Below are 14,224 nucleotides of genomic sequence, written 5' to 3'. Positions count from 1 at the left end.
CAGGTCTCGTGAATCAGGCGGTCAAATGAAGAAGTCCAGGCGGAAATACACCGGCCGTTCCTTGTCGGTCAGCACGTCGGGGCGTTCCAGGCTGTGGGCGAAGGTCACGCTGGCGGCCATGTGCTGGCCACGGGCGAACAGCTCCAGCGAATGGCTGTTGGCACGGCCGTGGTACTCACCGTTGTAGCGATCGTTGCGGATCACCCCGAGGTCGTAGCCCAGGCCCAGGCCGTACTCGGCCACCAGAGGTTGCAGCAGCGGCCAGTTCACTGGGCGGGTCCAGCGCAGGTCGTTGCGCCAGTAGCCGCCGCTGTCGCCGGACAACGACTGGTCCTTCAGCCCGCGCACCGACGACAGACCGCCAAGGCTGATGCGTTGCGGGCTGAACAGCACGTCCTCGCTGCGCTGGCCGGTGGCCAGGCTGCTGAAACTCAGGCGCTCGCCGAAGAGCTGGAAACCCTGCACGTAGCTGAGCGTGGCGCTGTACTTGCGGTAGCGCGCCACCGGCTGGCCCGGGCGTGGATGGCCGTTGTCCTGGGCGTCGAAGGCGCCGATGCCCTCCTGGGTGCCCAGGTCGAGGTTGACGAAGGCATTGCCCAGGCGCCGGCCATGGTTGATGCCGAACTGCGCCTCGCTCAGGCGGTTGCTGCTGCCGGCCAGGCGGCTGTCCTCGATGTAGTTGTTGGTACGCAGGTGGGCCATGCCGGCATTGAGCGAGGTCTTGCTGGTGGCATCGCGGTGCACCACGCGCTCGGCGCGCAGCTGGTGGTTCTGGCTGTCGCCGGTCTGCTTGAAGGCAAAGCCGTTGGCCTGGGCCAGGGAGCGGTATTCGCTCTCGCTGTAGCTGTAGGTGAAGTTCCACCAGCCCCACGGCAGGTTGTAGAACAGCACGCCGTTCTTCGAGCCCTGGGAGTGGTCGCTGACCACGTCGTGGCCGCCGCGCAGCATCAGCTGGTCGGCCAGGCCCAGCGGGCTGTCCCATTCCAGGCCGAGGTTGAGCATCTGCTCGCCGGTGCTGCGCTGGCCTTCGTTGTTGCGCGACAGCGAGGCGCGCCAAGGTTTTTGCTGGGTGTTGCGCACCAGCACTTCGCTGCCGCCGACGGCCTTGCCCGGGGTCAGCTCCATCTGCGCCTTGTTCGACGGCAGGCGGTTGAGCTGGTCGACCATCTGCTCGATCTCGCGCAGGTTCAGGCGCTGGTCGATATCGCCGGGAAAGGCCATGCCCAGCTCACGGTCGCTCAGACCGCTGGCCGGGTCCGGGCGCAGCCCTTCCAAGCGCCCTTCCACCACCAGTACCTGCAGATGGCCCGAGGACAGGTCCTGCTGCGGCAGGTAGGCGCGGCTGGTGACCAGGCCGCGACCCAGGTAATGGTCGGTGATGGCCTTGAGCAAGGCATTGAGCTGGGTGACGCCCAGGCACTGGTCGATGAAGGGCTTGAGCAGGCGGTCGCGGTCGGCGGCGGACAGGCTGTCGGCGCCCTTGAGCTCGATGGTGTGGATGGTGAAGCAGCGGCTGTCGGCCGCCGGTTGCGACTCACCGGGTTCGGCGGCCTTGCCGGGCAGGTTGCGCAGTTCTTCGAGGCGGCGCTGCTGCTCTTCGAGCAGACGGTCCTGGCGGTCGCGGATCAGGTCCTGGTCGCCGGGTGAAACGGCCCAGGCCACAGGGCTGCATAGCAGGCCGACAAGCGCACAGAGGGCCGTTTTGCGCCCTGAAACTAGACGTCCCGCCATGACCAATCCCTGGTGAACAGTGCAAAGTGGCGGGCATACTATTTTGACATCATATTGACGTCAATTTGCCATCACCGAGATTTTTGTAACACGGCTCTGCGTATTGAATGAAAGCATTGAGATAGAGCTGTTGCGCTACAGAGAAAAATTTTCGCCCTGTCGCCGTGAACGACGTGGAGCTGCCGTGCAGCTCCACGACCTGGGTCTTACGGCATCACCGGTGGCACATACTGCAAGGTCGTGCCCAGCGCCCACAGCAACACCAGCACCAGCGGCACATGCACCAGCAACTGCACGAACGAGAAGCCGATCAGGTCGCGCGCCTTGAGCCCCAGTACCCCCAGCAGCGGCAGCATGTAGAACGGGTTGATCAGGTTTGGCAGCGCCTCGGCGGCATTGTAGATCTGCACCGCCCAGCCCAGGTGATACTGCAGGTCGTTGGCCACCAGCATCACGTAGGGCGCCTCGATGATCCACTTGCCGCCGCCGGACGGGATGAAGAAACCGAGCACCGCCGAGTACACGCCCATCAGCAGCGCGTAGGTGTCATGGGTGGCGATCTGGGTGAAGAACACCGAGATATGGTGGGCCAGGGTCTGGGCGTCCGCGCCCTTGACCTGGGTGAGGATGGCGGCGATCGAGCCGTACAGCGGGAACTGGATCAGCACCCCGGTGGTGGTCGGCACGGCACGGGTCACCGCGTCGAGGAAGCTGCGCGGGCGCCAGTGCAGCAAGGCACCGAGCATGATGAACAGCAGGTTGTAGGTGTTCAGGCCAGAGATCGCGGTGATCGCAGGCTTGGTGGCGAACTCCTGGTACAGCCAGCCGGCGGCCAGGGCGACCAGCAGCAGGATCAGGATCGGGCTGTATTCCAGCCACTCGCCCGGGCGGGTGCGCTGTGGCGACGGCGGCGCACTGAAGCTCGGGTCGACGCCGCAGTCCTGGGCGCTGCGGGCGCTGTTCGGCCCGGGCGCGGTGGCATAGGCCACGACCAGCGAGACGACCACCAGCGCGGCGAGCATCACCCCGGACTGCCAGAGGAAGATGGTTTCGGTGAACGGAATTACCCCGGTGATCGACAGGATCGACGGCGGCAGGCTGGCCGGGTTGGCCTGCAGCTGAGCGGCCGACGACGACAGGCCCAGCGCCCACACCGCGCCCAGGCCCAGGTAGGCGGCGGCGCCGGCGGCGCGGTAGTCCATCTTCAGATCGGTGCGGCGGGCCAGGGCGCGCACCAGCAGGCCGCCGAACACCAGCGACAGGCCCCAGTTGAGCAAGGACGCGAGCATCGAGATCAGCGCCACCCAGCACACCGCCGAGCGGCCGTTTCTCGGCAGCCGCGCCAGGCGGTCGATCAGCCGGGCGGCGGGCGGCGAACTGGCCACCACATAGCCGCCGATGACCACGAAGGCCATCTGCATGGTGAACGGGATCAGGCTCCAGAAGCCGTCACCGAAGGCCTTGGCGGTGTCGGTGGGCTTGCCGCCCATGGCCAGGGCGCCGAGGGACACCAGCATCACCGCCAGGGCGGCGAACACCCAGGAGTCGGGGAACCAGCGTTCGGCCCAGTTGGAGCAGCGCAGGGCAAAGCGGGCGGAGCGGCTGTCTTGGATATCAGCGGCCACGATGTTTTCCTTTTTTGGTTTTATTGGTGGAGTTTTCAACAGGTATTGCAAAGCCCTGTGGGGACGCAAACGTGGGAGCGGGCTTGCCCCGCGATAGCGTCCGACCAGGCGGTCGTGGCACCTGGAATGACGTCATCGCGGGGCAAGCCCGCTCCCACGGGTTCGCCCCACAGGGCGGATGATGCTTGATTAGAACGTCATTTCCTTCACATCGTCCGCCACGATCAGCTTGCCGGCGGTCTTCTCGATGATTTCCTCGACGCTCACGCCCGGGGCGGTCTCGCGCAGGATGAAGGCACCGTTTTCGATCTCAAGGTAGGCCAGGTCGGTGAGCACCTTGCGGATGCAGCCGGCGCCGGTCAGCGGCAGGCTGCACTTGGGCAGCAGCTTGGACTCGCCGTCCTTGGAGGCGTGGGTCATGGTGACGATGATGTTGTCGGCACCGGCCACCAGGTCCATGGCGCCGCCCATGCCCTTGACCAGCTTGCCGGGGATCATCCACGAGGCGATGTTGCCTTGCACATCCACCTCGAAGGCGCCGAGCACGGTAAGGTCGACATGACCGCCACGGATCATGGCGAAGGATTGCGCCGAATCGAAGATCGACGCGCCACGGCGGGCGGTGACGGTCTGCTTGCCGGCGTTGATCATGTCGGCGTCGATGGTGGCTTCGGTGGGGAACTCGCCCATGCCCAGCAGGCCGTTCTCCGACTGCAGCATCACTTCCATGCCCTCGGGCACGTAGTTGGCCACCAGGGTGGGGATGCCGATGCCGAGGTTGACGTAGTAGCCGTCCTTCAGTTCACGGGCGACGCGTTGCGCCATTTGTTCGCGAGTCAATGCCATGGTCAGGATCTCTTTGTTGTTCTTGAGGACGGCGCTCAGGCCTTGACGGTGCGCTTTTCGATGCGCTTCTCGAAGGTGCCGACGATGACCCGGTCGACATAGATGCCCGGGGTGTGGATCTCGCTGGGCAGCAGCACGCCGGGCTCGACGATCTCCTCGACCTCGACCACGGTGATCTTGCCGGCGGTGGCGGCCAGCGGGTTGAAGTTCTGCGCGGTGTTGCGGTACACCACGTTGCCGTAGTGGTCGGCCTTCCAGCCCTTGACGATGGCGAAGTCGCCGGTGATGGATGCTTCGAGGATGTACTTGCGGCCGTTGAACTCGCGCACTTCCTTGCCTTCGGCGACCGGGGTGCCGTAGCCGGTGGCGGTGAAGAAGGCCGGGATGCCGGCGCCGCCGGCACGCATCTTCTCGGCCAGGGTGCCTTGCGGGGTGAGTTCCACTTCCAGTTCGCCGCTGAGCAGCTGGCGTTCGAACTCGGCGTTCTCGCCGACATAGGAGGCGACCATCTTGCGGATCTGCCGGTCCTCGAGCAGCACGCCCAGGCCAAAGCCGTCGACGCCGCAGTTGTTGGACACCACGGTCAGGCCCTTGACGCCGCGGCGCTTGATCTCGGCGATGAGGTTCTCGGGGATGCCGCACAGGCCAAAGCCGCCGGCCAGCACGGTCATGTCGTCGGTCAGGCCCGCCAGGGCCTCTTCATAAGTTGCTACACGCTTGTCCAGTCCGGCCATGCTCAGTCGCCTTTTGTAGTTGTTGGAACCGTACGGTCATCTTCACTGTAGTCGACTGATTTGTTAATTTTGTTTTCGTCATCGATTGATAACTTTTACAAAACAAAGGGCCCGCCCCATGAACGTCAAGCAGCTGCGCGCCTTCGTCACCGTGGCCAAGTACCAGAGCTTCGCCCAGGCCGGCGAGCACCTGCATGTCTCGCAACCGGCCCTGAGCCTGACCATCAAGGCGCTGGAGGACAACCTCGGCGGCGCCCTGCTCACCCGCACCACCCGCAGCGTCAGCCTGACCCCCGAGGGCGAGGTGCTGCTGCCGCTTGCCCGACGCCTGCTGGCCGACTGGGACGACACCGAGGAGATGCTGCGCCAGCGTTTTACCCTGCAGCTGGGGCGGGTCTCGGTGGCGGCCATGCCGGCCTTCGCCGGCAACCTGCTGCCACAGTCGCTCAAGGTGTTCCGCCAGCGCTACCCCAAGGTCAACGTCACCGTGCACGATGTGATCAACGAGCAGGTGCTGGAACTGGTGCGCCACCGTCGCGTCGAACTGGGCATCGGCTTCGAGCCCGAGAGCAGCGAGGCGCTGCGCTTCCACCCGCTGTACCTGGACCGTTTCGTCGCGGTGGTGCCCGCCGACTCGCCCCTCGCCCGCCAGCCCCAGGTGCGCTGGCCGCAGCTGCTGGCCGAGGATTTCATCGCCCTGCAACGGCCTTCCGCGGTGCGCCTGCTGCTGGAGCAGCACCTGGCCGCCAACCATGGCAAGCTGGCGGTGGCCTTCGAGAGCCACCAGCTGTCGACCATCGGCCGCATGGTCGCCAGCGGCCTGGGGGTCAGCGCGGTGCCGGCGCTGTGCATCGGGCAGATGCAGGAGCTCGGCGCCCGCTGCGTGCCGTTGGTCGAACCGACCGTGGAGCGGCGCATCGGCGTGATCGCCCTGAGCGATCACAAACTGTCCAAGGCTGCCGAGGCGCTGCTCGATGTGCTGCTGACCCATACCCATCCACAGGAGGTGACATGCGTTACGTGAATCTGGCGGGTTCCCGCGTTCCGGCCATCGGCCAGGGCACCTGGTACATGGGCGAGGATCCTGGACGCAGGGCCGCCGAGGTGGCGGCCCTGCAACAGGGTATCGAACTGGGCCTGGGCCTGATCGACACCGCCGAGATGTACGCCGAGGGCGGCGCCGAGCAGGTGGTTGGCCAGGCCATCGCCGGGCGTCGCGACCAGGTGTTCCTGGTCAGCAAGGTTTATCCGCACAATGCCAGCCGACGCGGTGTACCGGCCGCCTGCGAGCGCAGCCTCGAACGCCTGGGCACCGACTGCATCGACCTGTACCTGCTGCACTGGCGCGGCCAGTATCCGCTGGAGGAGACCGTCGAGGCCTTCGAGCGCCTCATCGAACAGGGCAAGATTCGCCGCTGGGGCGTGTCCAACTTCGACCTCGACGACCTGCGCGAACTCGACAACCCCGCCTGCGCCACCAACCAGGTGCTGTACAACCCGGCCGAGCGCGGTATCGAGTTCGACCTGCTGCCCTGGAGCCGGCAGCAGGGCCTGCCGACCATGGCCTACTGCCCGCTGGCCCAGGCCGGACGCCTGTTGCGACATCCCGTGCTGGGCGATATCGCCGAGCGCCATGGCGCCACGCCGGCCCAGGTGAGCCTGGCCTGGGTCACGCGCCGGGAGGGCGTAATCGCCATTCCCAAGGCCACCGACCCGGAACATGTGCGCCTGAACGCGGCGGCGGCAGGGCTGATGTTGAGCGAAGCAGACCTGCGGGCCATCGACCAGGCCTTCCCCGCGCCGACCCGCAAGCAGCGCCTGGCCATGGTCTGAACCCCTACAGGGGCCGGCATGATCGATAACAAAGCAAGATCGTTCAAGCCGCCCCCGCGCCGCTCTGTCATGCTGGCCTGCCCTGTCGATTCGTTGTCGCTCCCATGTCCAGTCCACCGCTCGCCCGCCACGCCTTCCTCCACGGTGCCATCGCCATCCTGCCGCTGTCCCTGGCCGTCGCGCCCTGGGGCCTGCTGGCCGGCTCCATGGCCATCGAGGCCAACCTCAGCGCCTGGCAAGGCCAGGGCCTGTCGGCCATCGTCTTCGCCGGCGCCGCGCAACTGGTGGCCATCGGCATGCTCAAGGGTGGCGCCAACCTGCTGTCGATCCTGCTCACCACCCTGCTGCTGACCTCGCAGCACCTGCTCTACGGGCTGTCCATGCGCCCGGTGATGTCCGGCTTGCCGACCCGCTGGCGCCTGGGCCTGGGCTTTCTGCTCACCGACGAATTCTTCGCCTTGACCAGCCACCACGACCAGCAGCAGTTCAACCGCTGGTACGCCCTGGGGGTCGGCCTGACCTTCTATGTGGCGTGGAACCTGTTCACCCTGGCCGGCATCGTCCTCGGCCAGAACATCCCGCACCTGGACCAACTGGGCCTGGACTTCTCCATCGTCGCCACCTTCGTCGCGCTGATCGCGCCGCTGGTGCGCAACCTGCCGACCGTGGTGTGCGTGGCGGTGTCGCTGTTCTGCTCGGTGCTGTTCAGCTACTGGCACTGGGAAACCGCCCTGGTGGTGGCAGGCCTGCTGGGCATGGCCGCTGGCTTTACCTGCCAGAAATTTTCCGGAGGTCGTTCATGATCTGGCTGCTGATCGTCGCCATGGGCGCGTTGGTGTTCCTCAACCGCTACGCCTTCCTCGAACCGCGCCTGCCGCTGCGCCTGAGCTCCAATGCGCGGCAGTTCCTCGGCTTCGCCGTGCCCGGCATGCTCACCGCGATCTGCGGGCCGATCATCTTCCTGCCCGGCCACCAGCTCGAGCTGAGCCCGCTGAACCCTTACCTGCTCGGTTCGCTGGTGGCGATCGCCCTGGTGCTGTTGACCCGCAGCGTGTTGCTGAGCATGCTGGCGAGCATGCTGATCTTCTTCCTCCTGCGCAGCTGGCTGGCATGACCACGCCCCTGCGCGAACAGGCCCACCTGTGGCAGGCGCCCGCCCTCGGCGACGTCGAGATGCTGCACGCCCGCTACATCCAGCAGCGCTTCGCCCCGCATGTGCACGAAGGCTACGTGTTCACCGTGATCGAATCCGGCGCCCAGCGTTTCTGGCACCGCGGCAGCGAGCACCTGGCGCCGGTGGGCAGCATGGTGCTGATCAATCCCGACGAGCTGCACACCGGTGCCACCGCCCACGAGGCCGGCTGGCGCTACCGTGGCTTCTACCCCGAGCACGAGCGGGTCACCGGCGTGCTCGACGAACTGGAGCTGGGCCGCCACGGCCTGCCCCGGTTCAAGGACAGCGTGATCCAGGACCCGGCCCTGGCCGCCGCGTTCAGCCATCTGCACCAGTTGTCCGAGTCCTGCGCCAGCGCCCTGGAGCAACAGACCGCCTGGCGCCAGGCGGTGCTGGCGCTGGTGCAGCGCCACGGCCACTGCGCCGAGCCCGCCGCCCCCGGCAACGAGCCGCTGGCCGTGGCCCGTGCCCGCGAGCTGCTGGAGAGCCGGCTGGCCGAGCCGCCCTCGCTGGAAACCCTGGCGGCGGCGGTGAACCTGTCGCCGTTCCACTTCGCCCGGGTGTTCCGCCAGGCCACCGGCCTGCCGCCCCACGCCTGGCTCAAGCAGCGCCGCCTGGCCCGCGCCCGCGAGCTGTTGCGCAGCGGCCTGCCGGCACTGGAGGTCGCCGTCACCCTGGGCTTCGCCGACCAGAGCCACCTCAGCCGCCAGTTCAAGCAGGCCTATGGGGTTACGCCGGGGGCCTATCGCCAGGCCTGTCTGGGCCTGTAGCTGCGCCCCGGTTCCAGGCGCCTGGCGTGATGCCGGTCATGCCGCGAAAGAACGCGATGAAGGCACTGTCGCTGGCGAAGCCCAGGTCGTCGGCGATGGCGCCCAGCGGCCGCTGCAACGCCAGCTGTTCCATTGCCCGCAACAACCGCCACTGCTGGCGCCATTGCTGATAGGACATGCCGGTATCCCGGCGCAGCAGGCGGCTGATGGTCTTCTCGCTGGCGCCAACCTGCCGCGCCAGTTCACCCAGCGCCGGCGGCAGGCGCTCGAGCCGCTCGACCAGCCCGGCCAGGCGGCGATCGCCGGGCAGTGGCAAGAACATAGGCTGGCGCGGTGCCAGCCGTAGCTCGCCCAGGCACAGCGCCAGCAGGTGCGCCTGGTCACCTCGGTCCCAGGCCGTGTCGAACGGTGCCTGGGCAATGCGTTCGAGCAGTTCGCGCAGCAACGGGTTGACGCTGATGATCGTCACGTCGTCGGGCAGCTCCACGTTGAGCACGGCGCTGAAATACAGCGAGCGGTAGTCTACCGTTTCGCGCATGCGCGCCCGATGCTCCAGCCCCGCCGGAATCCACGCAGCCTGGGTCGGTGGCAGCAGGCACAGGCGTCCGGGCGTCTGGATGCGCACACAGCCCTGGCGGGTGAACAGCACCTGGCCGCGGCCATGGCGGTGGCGCCCCGAGTCGTGGTCGCCCAGGGCCGAGCAGATGCCCAGTACCGGCGCGTCGAAAGCATCGGGGTCGAAGTGGGCGTCGGGGGCTAACCAGGCCATGGCTGTAATTGTCCGATTTCAACGATAGAGCAACGGAATCGCGATAATAGCTCACGGCACAACGTCCCTACCATGAGCGCCCGTTTGTGCTGCAAGGCGTTCACTCCCATGCTTTCCCGCTCTTGGCTGGCCCTGGCCACCGCCCTGCTGATGTTTCCGCAAGTCGCCGAAACCCTCTACAGCCCTGCCCTGGTCTCCTTGGCCGAAGCATTCGCCGTCAGCGCTGCCCAGGCTTCGCTGACCCTTTCGCTGTACTTCGTCGCGTTTGCCGTCGGCGTGCTGGCCTGGGGGCGTGCCTGCGACCTGTGGGGGCGGCGCCCGGCCATGCTTGCCGGCCTGTTGCTCTATACCACCGCAGCACTGGCGGCGCTGCTGGCGGTCGACTTCAGCCAACTGCTGCTGGCGCGGATCGTGGCGGCCTTCGCCGCGGCGGTGGGCTCCGTGGTCACCCAGACCATCCTGCGCGATCGCCACGCCGGTCCTGAACTGGCCCGGGTGTTCTCGCTGATCGGCGTATGCCTGGCGCTCAGCCCGGCGCTCGGGCTGATCAGCGGCGCCTGGCTGGACCGGCTGTTCGGCTATCACGGTGTACTCGCCGGCCAGCTGCTGATGGCCGCGCCGCTGCTCGCCTGGACCTGGCGCGGCCTGCCCGAGACGCGCCCCGCCGCGCAGGCGACGCCCGCGCTCGGCCGAGTGCTGCGGCGCCTGCTGCGTGACCGTCGCGTGCTGCTGGCCAGCGCCCTGGTGGCGGTGTTCAACATCAGCGTGTTCAGCTGGTACAGCCTGGCGCCGTTTGTTTTCGAGCGCCTCGGCGCCAGCCCGTGGATGGGCTACTCCGGCGCGGCGCTGGCGCTCGGCTCGCTGCTGGGCGCGCGCCTCAATGCACGACTGTTGCAGCGCGGGGTGGCCACGGCGCGCCTGCTGCGCCTGGCGTGCCTGCTCGACCTGCTGGCGGCGCTGGCACTGCTGGGGCTGGGCGACAGCCTGTGGACGGTGCTGGCCATGGCCCTGGTGATGTTCGCCTTCGCCATGGCGATTCCGCTGGTGCTGGGCTCGGCGCTGGTCGACTACGCCGACTGCCGTGGCACGGCGGGCGCGTTGTTCGGCTTGTTCTACTACCTGCAGATTGGCGCGGGACTGCTGCTGGCGGGTGCTTGCCAGGCTATGGGGGCGACGCTGTTTGTCTGTGCGCTGGCGGGCTGGGCACTGGCCATCGGCTACGAGCAGCCTGGCCGGGCGCTGCTACACTCAAGGGGCTGAATGGAGGATCGCGTCATGTCCGAACGAGAAATCACCACGCTCCTGTCGCTGATGAGCCAGCGCCAGGCCTGCCTGAGCAGCGCCTGCAAGGAGATCGCCGACTGGATCGACCGCCAGGGCGATGTGCCCGCCGCCGGCAAGATCCGCGCCAGCCTGAAGGCGCTGGAGGCCGAGGATGCGCAGGTGCGCAAGACCCTGACCTCGCTGAACATCGAGCGGCCGCTGCCACGTTTTCGTAGCTGACCGCCGAAAAGCATCGCGGGTCAAGCCCGCTCCCACCGATGGCGTGGAGCGGGCTTGACCCGCGATGGTGGCTGTATCAGTGGTTCATGTGCATATGGTCATGCCCGCCGCCGCTCTCGGCGTTGAGCGCGCGCACCGGTGCCTGCACCTGCAGGGTTTCCTTGACGCCCTTGGCATCCTCGATGGTCAGGGTCAGCGGCACCTGCTCGCCTTCCTTCACTTGCTGGTTCAGGCCCATCAGCATCACGTGGTAGCCGTTCGGGTCCAGCTTCACCGCCTTGCCCGCCGGCAACTCGACCGACTTCACCTCACGCATGCCCATCACATCGCCGTTCATGGTCATCTCGTGCACCTGCACGGTCTTGGCCACGGGCGAGGCGACGCTCACAAGCTTGCTGTCGCTGCTGGCGGTCAGGGTCATGAAGGCACCGGTCGACTGCTGGTGCGGCACGCTGGCGCGGACCCAGGCGTCGCTCACGGTGGTCTGGGCGAATGCCGGCAGGGTCATGCCCAGCAGGGCCAGGGCGGCCAGGCCGCGTTTGATCGGTTGCATCGACATTCAGCAGATCTCCATCAGGGTGACCAGGTCTTCGGCGCATTCCTTGGCGTTCAGGGAATGACCCAGGCTCAGGCGCAGGGTGCCACGTGTATCGTAGACGTAGCTGGTGGACGAGTGAGAGATGGTATAGGTGTCGCCGGCCGGGACCTTTTCGTAGAACACCTTGAACTCCCGGGCCACCGCGTCGATTTCCTCGGGGGTGCCGGTCAGGGCGACGATCGACGGGTCGAAGGCCTTGGTGTAGGCATCGAGCACCTCGGGGGTGTCGCGCTCCGGGTCCAGGGTGATGAACACCGGCTGGAACAGCTCGCGGTCACGGCCCCTGAGGATCTTCCTGATCTGGACGATCCGCGCCAGCGCGGTCGGGCAGACCGCCGGGCACTGGGTGAAGCCGAAGAAGATCATCGGCATCGAGCCGTAGAAGCTCGACAGGGTGCGCTCGTTGCCTTGAGTGTCCTTGAGCTTGAATTTGCGCCCAAGGATCTCGTTGCTCATGTTCTTGCCGTACTTGAAATCCAGGCCCCGGGCCGGGTTGCAACCCGCCAGCAGGCCAAGCCCCAGTACGCCCATCCCGGCGACTACCGCGCGCCGGGTCAACAGATCATTCATGGAACCATCCTTTACAGGGAAGGTGCCGACCCCTGGGATGGGCCGGCCAGAAAACCGGGGCATTCTGTCACGCTCCCCCCCACACCATCCACCCGACATCCGGCCAATCGGGCTGCAGCCCTTTGTTTACGGGGCGCGACCGGTTGTCGCAGGGGTTGAATCCGTAACACTTTATTGCTAGGGATCAATGCACAACGCCTGAAAAGCAGCGCGGGCGGTGCGGCGTTCCGACAAGCCCGCTCCCACGCCGTGATCCAAGTGGGACCCAGGCGTGGGAGCGGGCTTGCCCCGCGATTGGAAAGCCGCCTTAGTAGTAGGCGTTTTCCTTCTGGCTGTGGTCGGTCACGTCACGCACGCCCTTGAGTTCCGGAATGCGCTCGAGCAGGGTGCGCTCGATGCCTTCCTTCAGCGTCACGTCGGCCTGGCCGCAGCCCTGGCAGCCGCCACCGAACTGCAGCACGGCGATGCCGTCGTCGACCACGTCCACCAGGCTCACGGCGCCGCCGTGGCTGGCCAGACCCGGGTTGATCTCGGTCTGCAGGTAGTAGTTGATGCGCTCGTTGATCGGGCTGTCTTCATTGACCATCGGCACCTTGGCGTTCGGCGCCTTGATGGTCAGCTGGCCGCCCATGCGGTCGGTGGCGTAGTCGACCAGCGCGTCCTCGAGGAACGGCACGCTGACCGCGTCGAGGTAGGCGGTGAAGCTCTTCAGGCCCACCGGCTGGTCGTCGGGCTTCTCCTCGCCCGGCTTGCAGTAGGCGATGCAGGTCTCGGCGTAGGTGGTACCCGGCTGGGTGATGAAAATACGGATGCCGATGCCAGGCGTGTTCTGCTTGGAAAGCAGATCGGCCAGGTAATCATGGGCGGCGTCGGTAATGGTTATAGCGCTCATGGAAGTTCCTCACAGACTTGCCGGCAGTGTACGCCAACCCGGCCCTCGAACAAAGTCCTAGCATTTGACTCGGGATAGCGCCAGGGCGGGCTCCCGGGCGCCACGCCCCGTGAGTCCGGCCTTGAGCCGCCCGTACAGGCCACGCTCCAGCCAGTGGTAGCTGAGCCACGACATTAGTCCGATTGACGGCACGCACAAGGCGAATACCAGATACGGGTTCAAGCGCAGGCGTTCACTGGCGAACAGGCCGCCGTACAGCACCAGGACATGCACCAGGTAGACCGAATAGGAGCAATCGCCCAGCACCTTGAGCACCCGATTGCCCTTGAAGAAGGGCTCCAGGGCGATGAACGCCAGCACCACCAGGGCGCTGGGCAGGCCCCAGTGCAGCAGACGTTGCGAGGCGTCCAGGTGGTACAGTGCATACCCCGCCACACCCAGCAGCCCCAGCGGCAGCCAAAGGCCTTGGCGAATCAGCCCACGGCGGTACAGCACGCCCAGTCCGATGCCCAGCAGAAACTCGTAGACGATGTCATTGCTGTAGAAGCGGCTGAGCACGCCGAGGCGGCCCAGCACCTCGCTGACCAGCAGCAGCGCCGCCGTCACCAGCAGCAGGTGATGGCGCTGGCGCACCAGGAACGCCAGGCCGAACAACAGGTAGAAGAACATCTCGAAGTTCAGCGTCCAGCCGACGTTGAGGGTCGGGTACAGGCCGTAGCCGCCCGGGTTTTCCGCCGGGATGAACAACAGCGACAGCAGCAGGTGCTGCCATTCGAACACCTGGTGCGGCATCCAGCGGCTGGCGACCAGCATCAGCGCGGCCATCAGCAGGGTGTAGAACCAGTAGGCGGGCACGATGCGCAGAGCGCGGTTGAGCAGGAACTGTGCGGGCGCGATGTCCTTGTCGCGGGTCGAGAGGTAGATCACCAGGCCGCTGATGACGAAGAAGATGTCCACCCCTACCGCGCCGCGATCGGCGAGCAGTTGGCCGATAGGGCCGGTGGCGTTGAAGTCGAAGAAGATCTGCATGAAGTGGTGGCAGACCACCACCCAGGCGGCGAATGCCCGAAGTGCCTGAAGCGAATACAGCATGAAAAACCCTGTGTTGACCGGTGCGTTGAGGCCCTTACGAGCGCGTTGCGCTCGTTCGCGGGTAAACCCGCTCCCACAGGTACTGTG

16 protein-coding genes are annotated in these 14,224 nt (G+C 66.5%); 7 read left to right on the top strand and 9 right to left on the bottom strand.

What is annotated here, in order from left to right:
* Positions 1 to 21: 21 nt before the first annotated feature.
* From VUG52_RS12865 to VUG52_RS12850, 4 genes are all read right to left on the bottom strand, one after another.
* On the bottom strand, positions 22 to 1,731 hold the full coding sequence (locus tag VUG52_RS12865; protein ID WP_220690020.1) for a ShlB/FhaC/HecB family hemolysin secretion/activation protein: 1,710 nt from the start codon (positions 1,729 to 1,731) through the stop codon (positions 22 to 24).
* A 206-nt stretch (positions 1,732 to 1,937) separates the two neighbouring features.
* Positions 1,938 to 3,356, bottom strand: a complete 1,419-nt coding sequence (locus VUG52_RS12860; protein ID WP_050705132.1) for a short-chain fatty acid transporter — start codon at positions 3,354 to 3,356, stop codon at positions 1,938 to 1,940.
* Between the two features lie 189 nt (positions 3,357 to 3,545).
* A complete protein-coding gene (locus VUG52_RS12855; protein ID WP_050705131.1) occupies positions 3,546 to 4,202 on the bottom strand; it encodes a CoA transferase subunit B in 657 nt (218 codons plus the stop codon).
* A gap of 35 nt (positions 4,203 to 4,237) precedes the next feature.
* On the bottom strand, positions 4,238 to 4,936 hold the full coding sequence (locus tag VUG52_RS12850) for a CoA transferase subunit A (protein ID WP_050705130.1): 699 nt from the start codon (positions 4,934 to 4,936) through the stop codon (positions 4,238 to 4,240).
* Positions 4,937 to 5,054: 118 nt separating this feature from the next.
* Between VUG52_RS12850 and VUG52_RS12845 the strand changes: the two genes are divergently transcribed.
* The 5 genes from VUG52_RS12845 (at position 5,055) to VUG52_RS12825 (ending at position 8,713) form a co-directional block, all read left to right on the top strand.
* Positions 5,055 to 5,960: a LysR family transcriptional regulator gene (locus VUG52_RS12845; RefSeq protein ID WP_050705129.1), complete on the top strand. Its 906-nt coding sequence runs from the start codon at positions 5,055 to 5,057 to the stop codon at positions 5,958 to 5,960.
* Positions 5,948 to 6,769 carry an aldo/keto reductase gene (locus VUG52_RS12840; protein WP_050705128.1) on the top strand — a complete coding sequence of 274 codons (822 nt, stop codon included), beginning with the start codon at positions 5,948 to 5,950 and terminating at the stop codon, positions 6,767 to 6,769. The genes VUG52_RS12845 and VUG52_RS12840 overlap by 13 nt, the downstream gene beginning before the upstream one ends.
* A 104-nt stretch (positions 6,770 to 6,873) precedes the next feature.
* Entirely contained in the window at positions 6,874 to 7,572 is a 699-nt protein-coding gene (locus tag VUG52_RS12835) for an AzlC family ABC transporter permease (RefSeq protein ID WP_050705127.1), read from the top strand.
* Complete coding sequence (locus VUG52_RS12830) at positions 7,569 to 7,883, top strand: AzlD domain-containing protein (protein ID WP_050705126.1); 315 nt, start codon at positions 7,569 to 7,571, stop codon at positions 7,881 to 7,883. Before VUG52_RS12835 ends, VUG52_RS12830 begins: the two co-directional genes overlap by 4 nt.
* On the top strand, positions 7,880 to 8,713 hold the full coding sequence (locus VUG52_RS12825) for an AraC family transcriptional regulator (RefSeq protein ID WP_050705125.1): 834 nt from the start codon (positions 7,880 to 7,882) through the stop codon (positions 8,711 to 8,713). Before VUG52_RS12830 ends, VUG52_RS12825 begins: the two co-directional genes overlap by 4 nt.
* Here VUG52_RS12825 and VUG52_RS12820 read toward each other — a convergent pair.
* Positions 8,673 to 9,482 (bottom strand): AraC family transcriptional regulator, encoded by an 810-nt coding sequence (locus VUG52_RS12820; protein WP_050705124.1) that lies wholly within the window; start codon positions 9,480 to 9,482, stop codon positions 8,673 to 8,675. The genes VUG52_RS12825 and VUG52_RS12820 overlap by 41 nt on opposite strands.
* A gap of 108 nt (positions 9,483 to 9,590) precedes the next feature.
* Here VUG52_RS12820 and VUG52_RS12815 point away from each other — a divergent pair, with 108 nt between their 5' ends.
* On the top strand, positions 9,591 to 10,742 hold the full coding sequence (locus tag VUG52_RS12815; protein ID WP_331833064.1) for an MFS transporter: 1,152 nt from the start codon (positions 9,591 to 9,593) through the stop codon (positions 10,740 to 10,742).
* A 15-nt stretch (positions 10,743 to 10,757) separates the two neighbouring features.
* Positions 10,758 to 10,985 (top strand): hypothetical protein, encoded by a 228-nt coding sequence (locus tag VUG52_RS12810; protein WP_023630605.1) that lies wholly within the window; start codon positions 10,758 to 10,760, stop codon positions 10,983 to 10,985.
* 76 nt (positions 10,986 to 11,061) lie between these two features.
* On the opposite strand, the gene VUG52_RS12805 is transcribed toward VUG52_RS12810, so the two are convergent.
* From VUG52_RS12805 to VUG52_RS12790, 4 genes are all read right to left on the bottom strand, one after another.
* Positions 11,062 to 11,544, bottom strand: coding sequence for a copper chaperone PCu(A)C (locus VUG52_RS12805; RefSeq protein ID WP_331833061.1), 483 nt, complete (start codon positions 11,542 to 11,544; stop codon positions 11,062 to 11,064).
* Positions 11,545 to 12,153, bottom strand: a complete 609-nt coding sequence (locus tag VUG52_RS12800) for an SCO family protein (RefSeq protein WP_050705121.1) — start codon at positions 12,151 to 12,153, stop codon at positions 11,545 to 11,547.
* Between the two features lie 307 nt (positions 12,154 to 12,460).
* Complete coding sequence (gene nfuA, locus VUG52_RS12795) at positions 12,461 to 13,045, bottom strand: Fe-S biogenesis protein NfuA (RefSeq protein ID WP_023630602.1); 585 nt, start codon at positions 13,043 to 13,045, stop codon at positions 12,461 to 12,463.
* Positions 13,046 to 13,102: 57 nt separating this feature from the next.
* Positions 13,103 to 14,137: an acyltransferase family protein gene (locus VUG52_RS12790; protein ID WP_050705120.1), complete on the bottom strand. Its 1,035-nt coding sequence runs from the start codon at positions 14,135 to 14,137 to the stop codon at positions 13,103 to 13,105.
* Positions 14,138 to 14,224 lie beyond the last annotated feature (87 nt).

The sequence above is a fragment of the Pseudomonas sp. LH21 genome (genome assembly GCF_036549575.1).
In the GTDB taxonomy this organism is placed as follows: Bacteria; Pseudomonadota; Gammaproteobacteria; order Pseudomonadales; family Pseudomonadaceae; genus Aquipseudomonas; species Aquipseudomonas peradeniyensis.
This window is presented reverse-complemented; position numbering and strand designations above follow the sequence as displayed.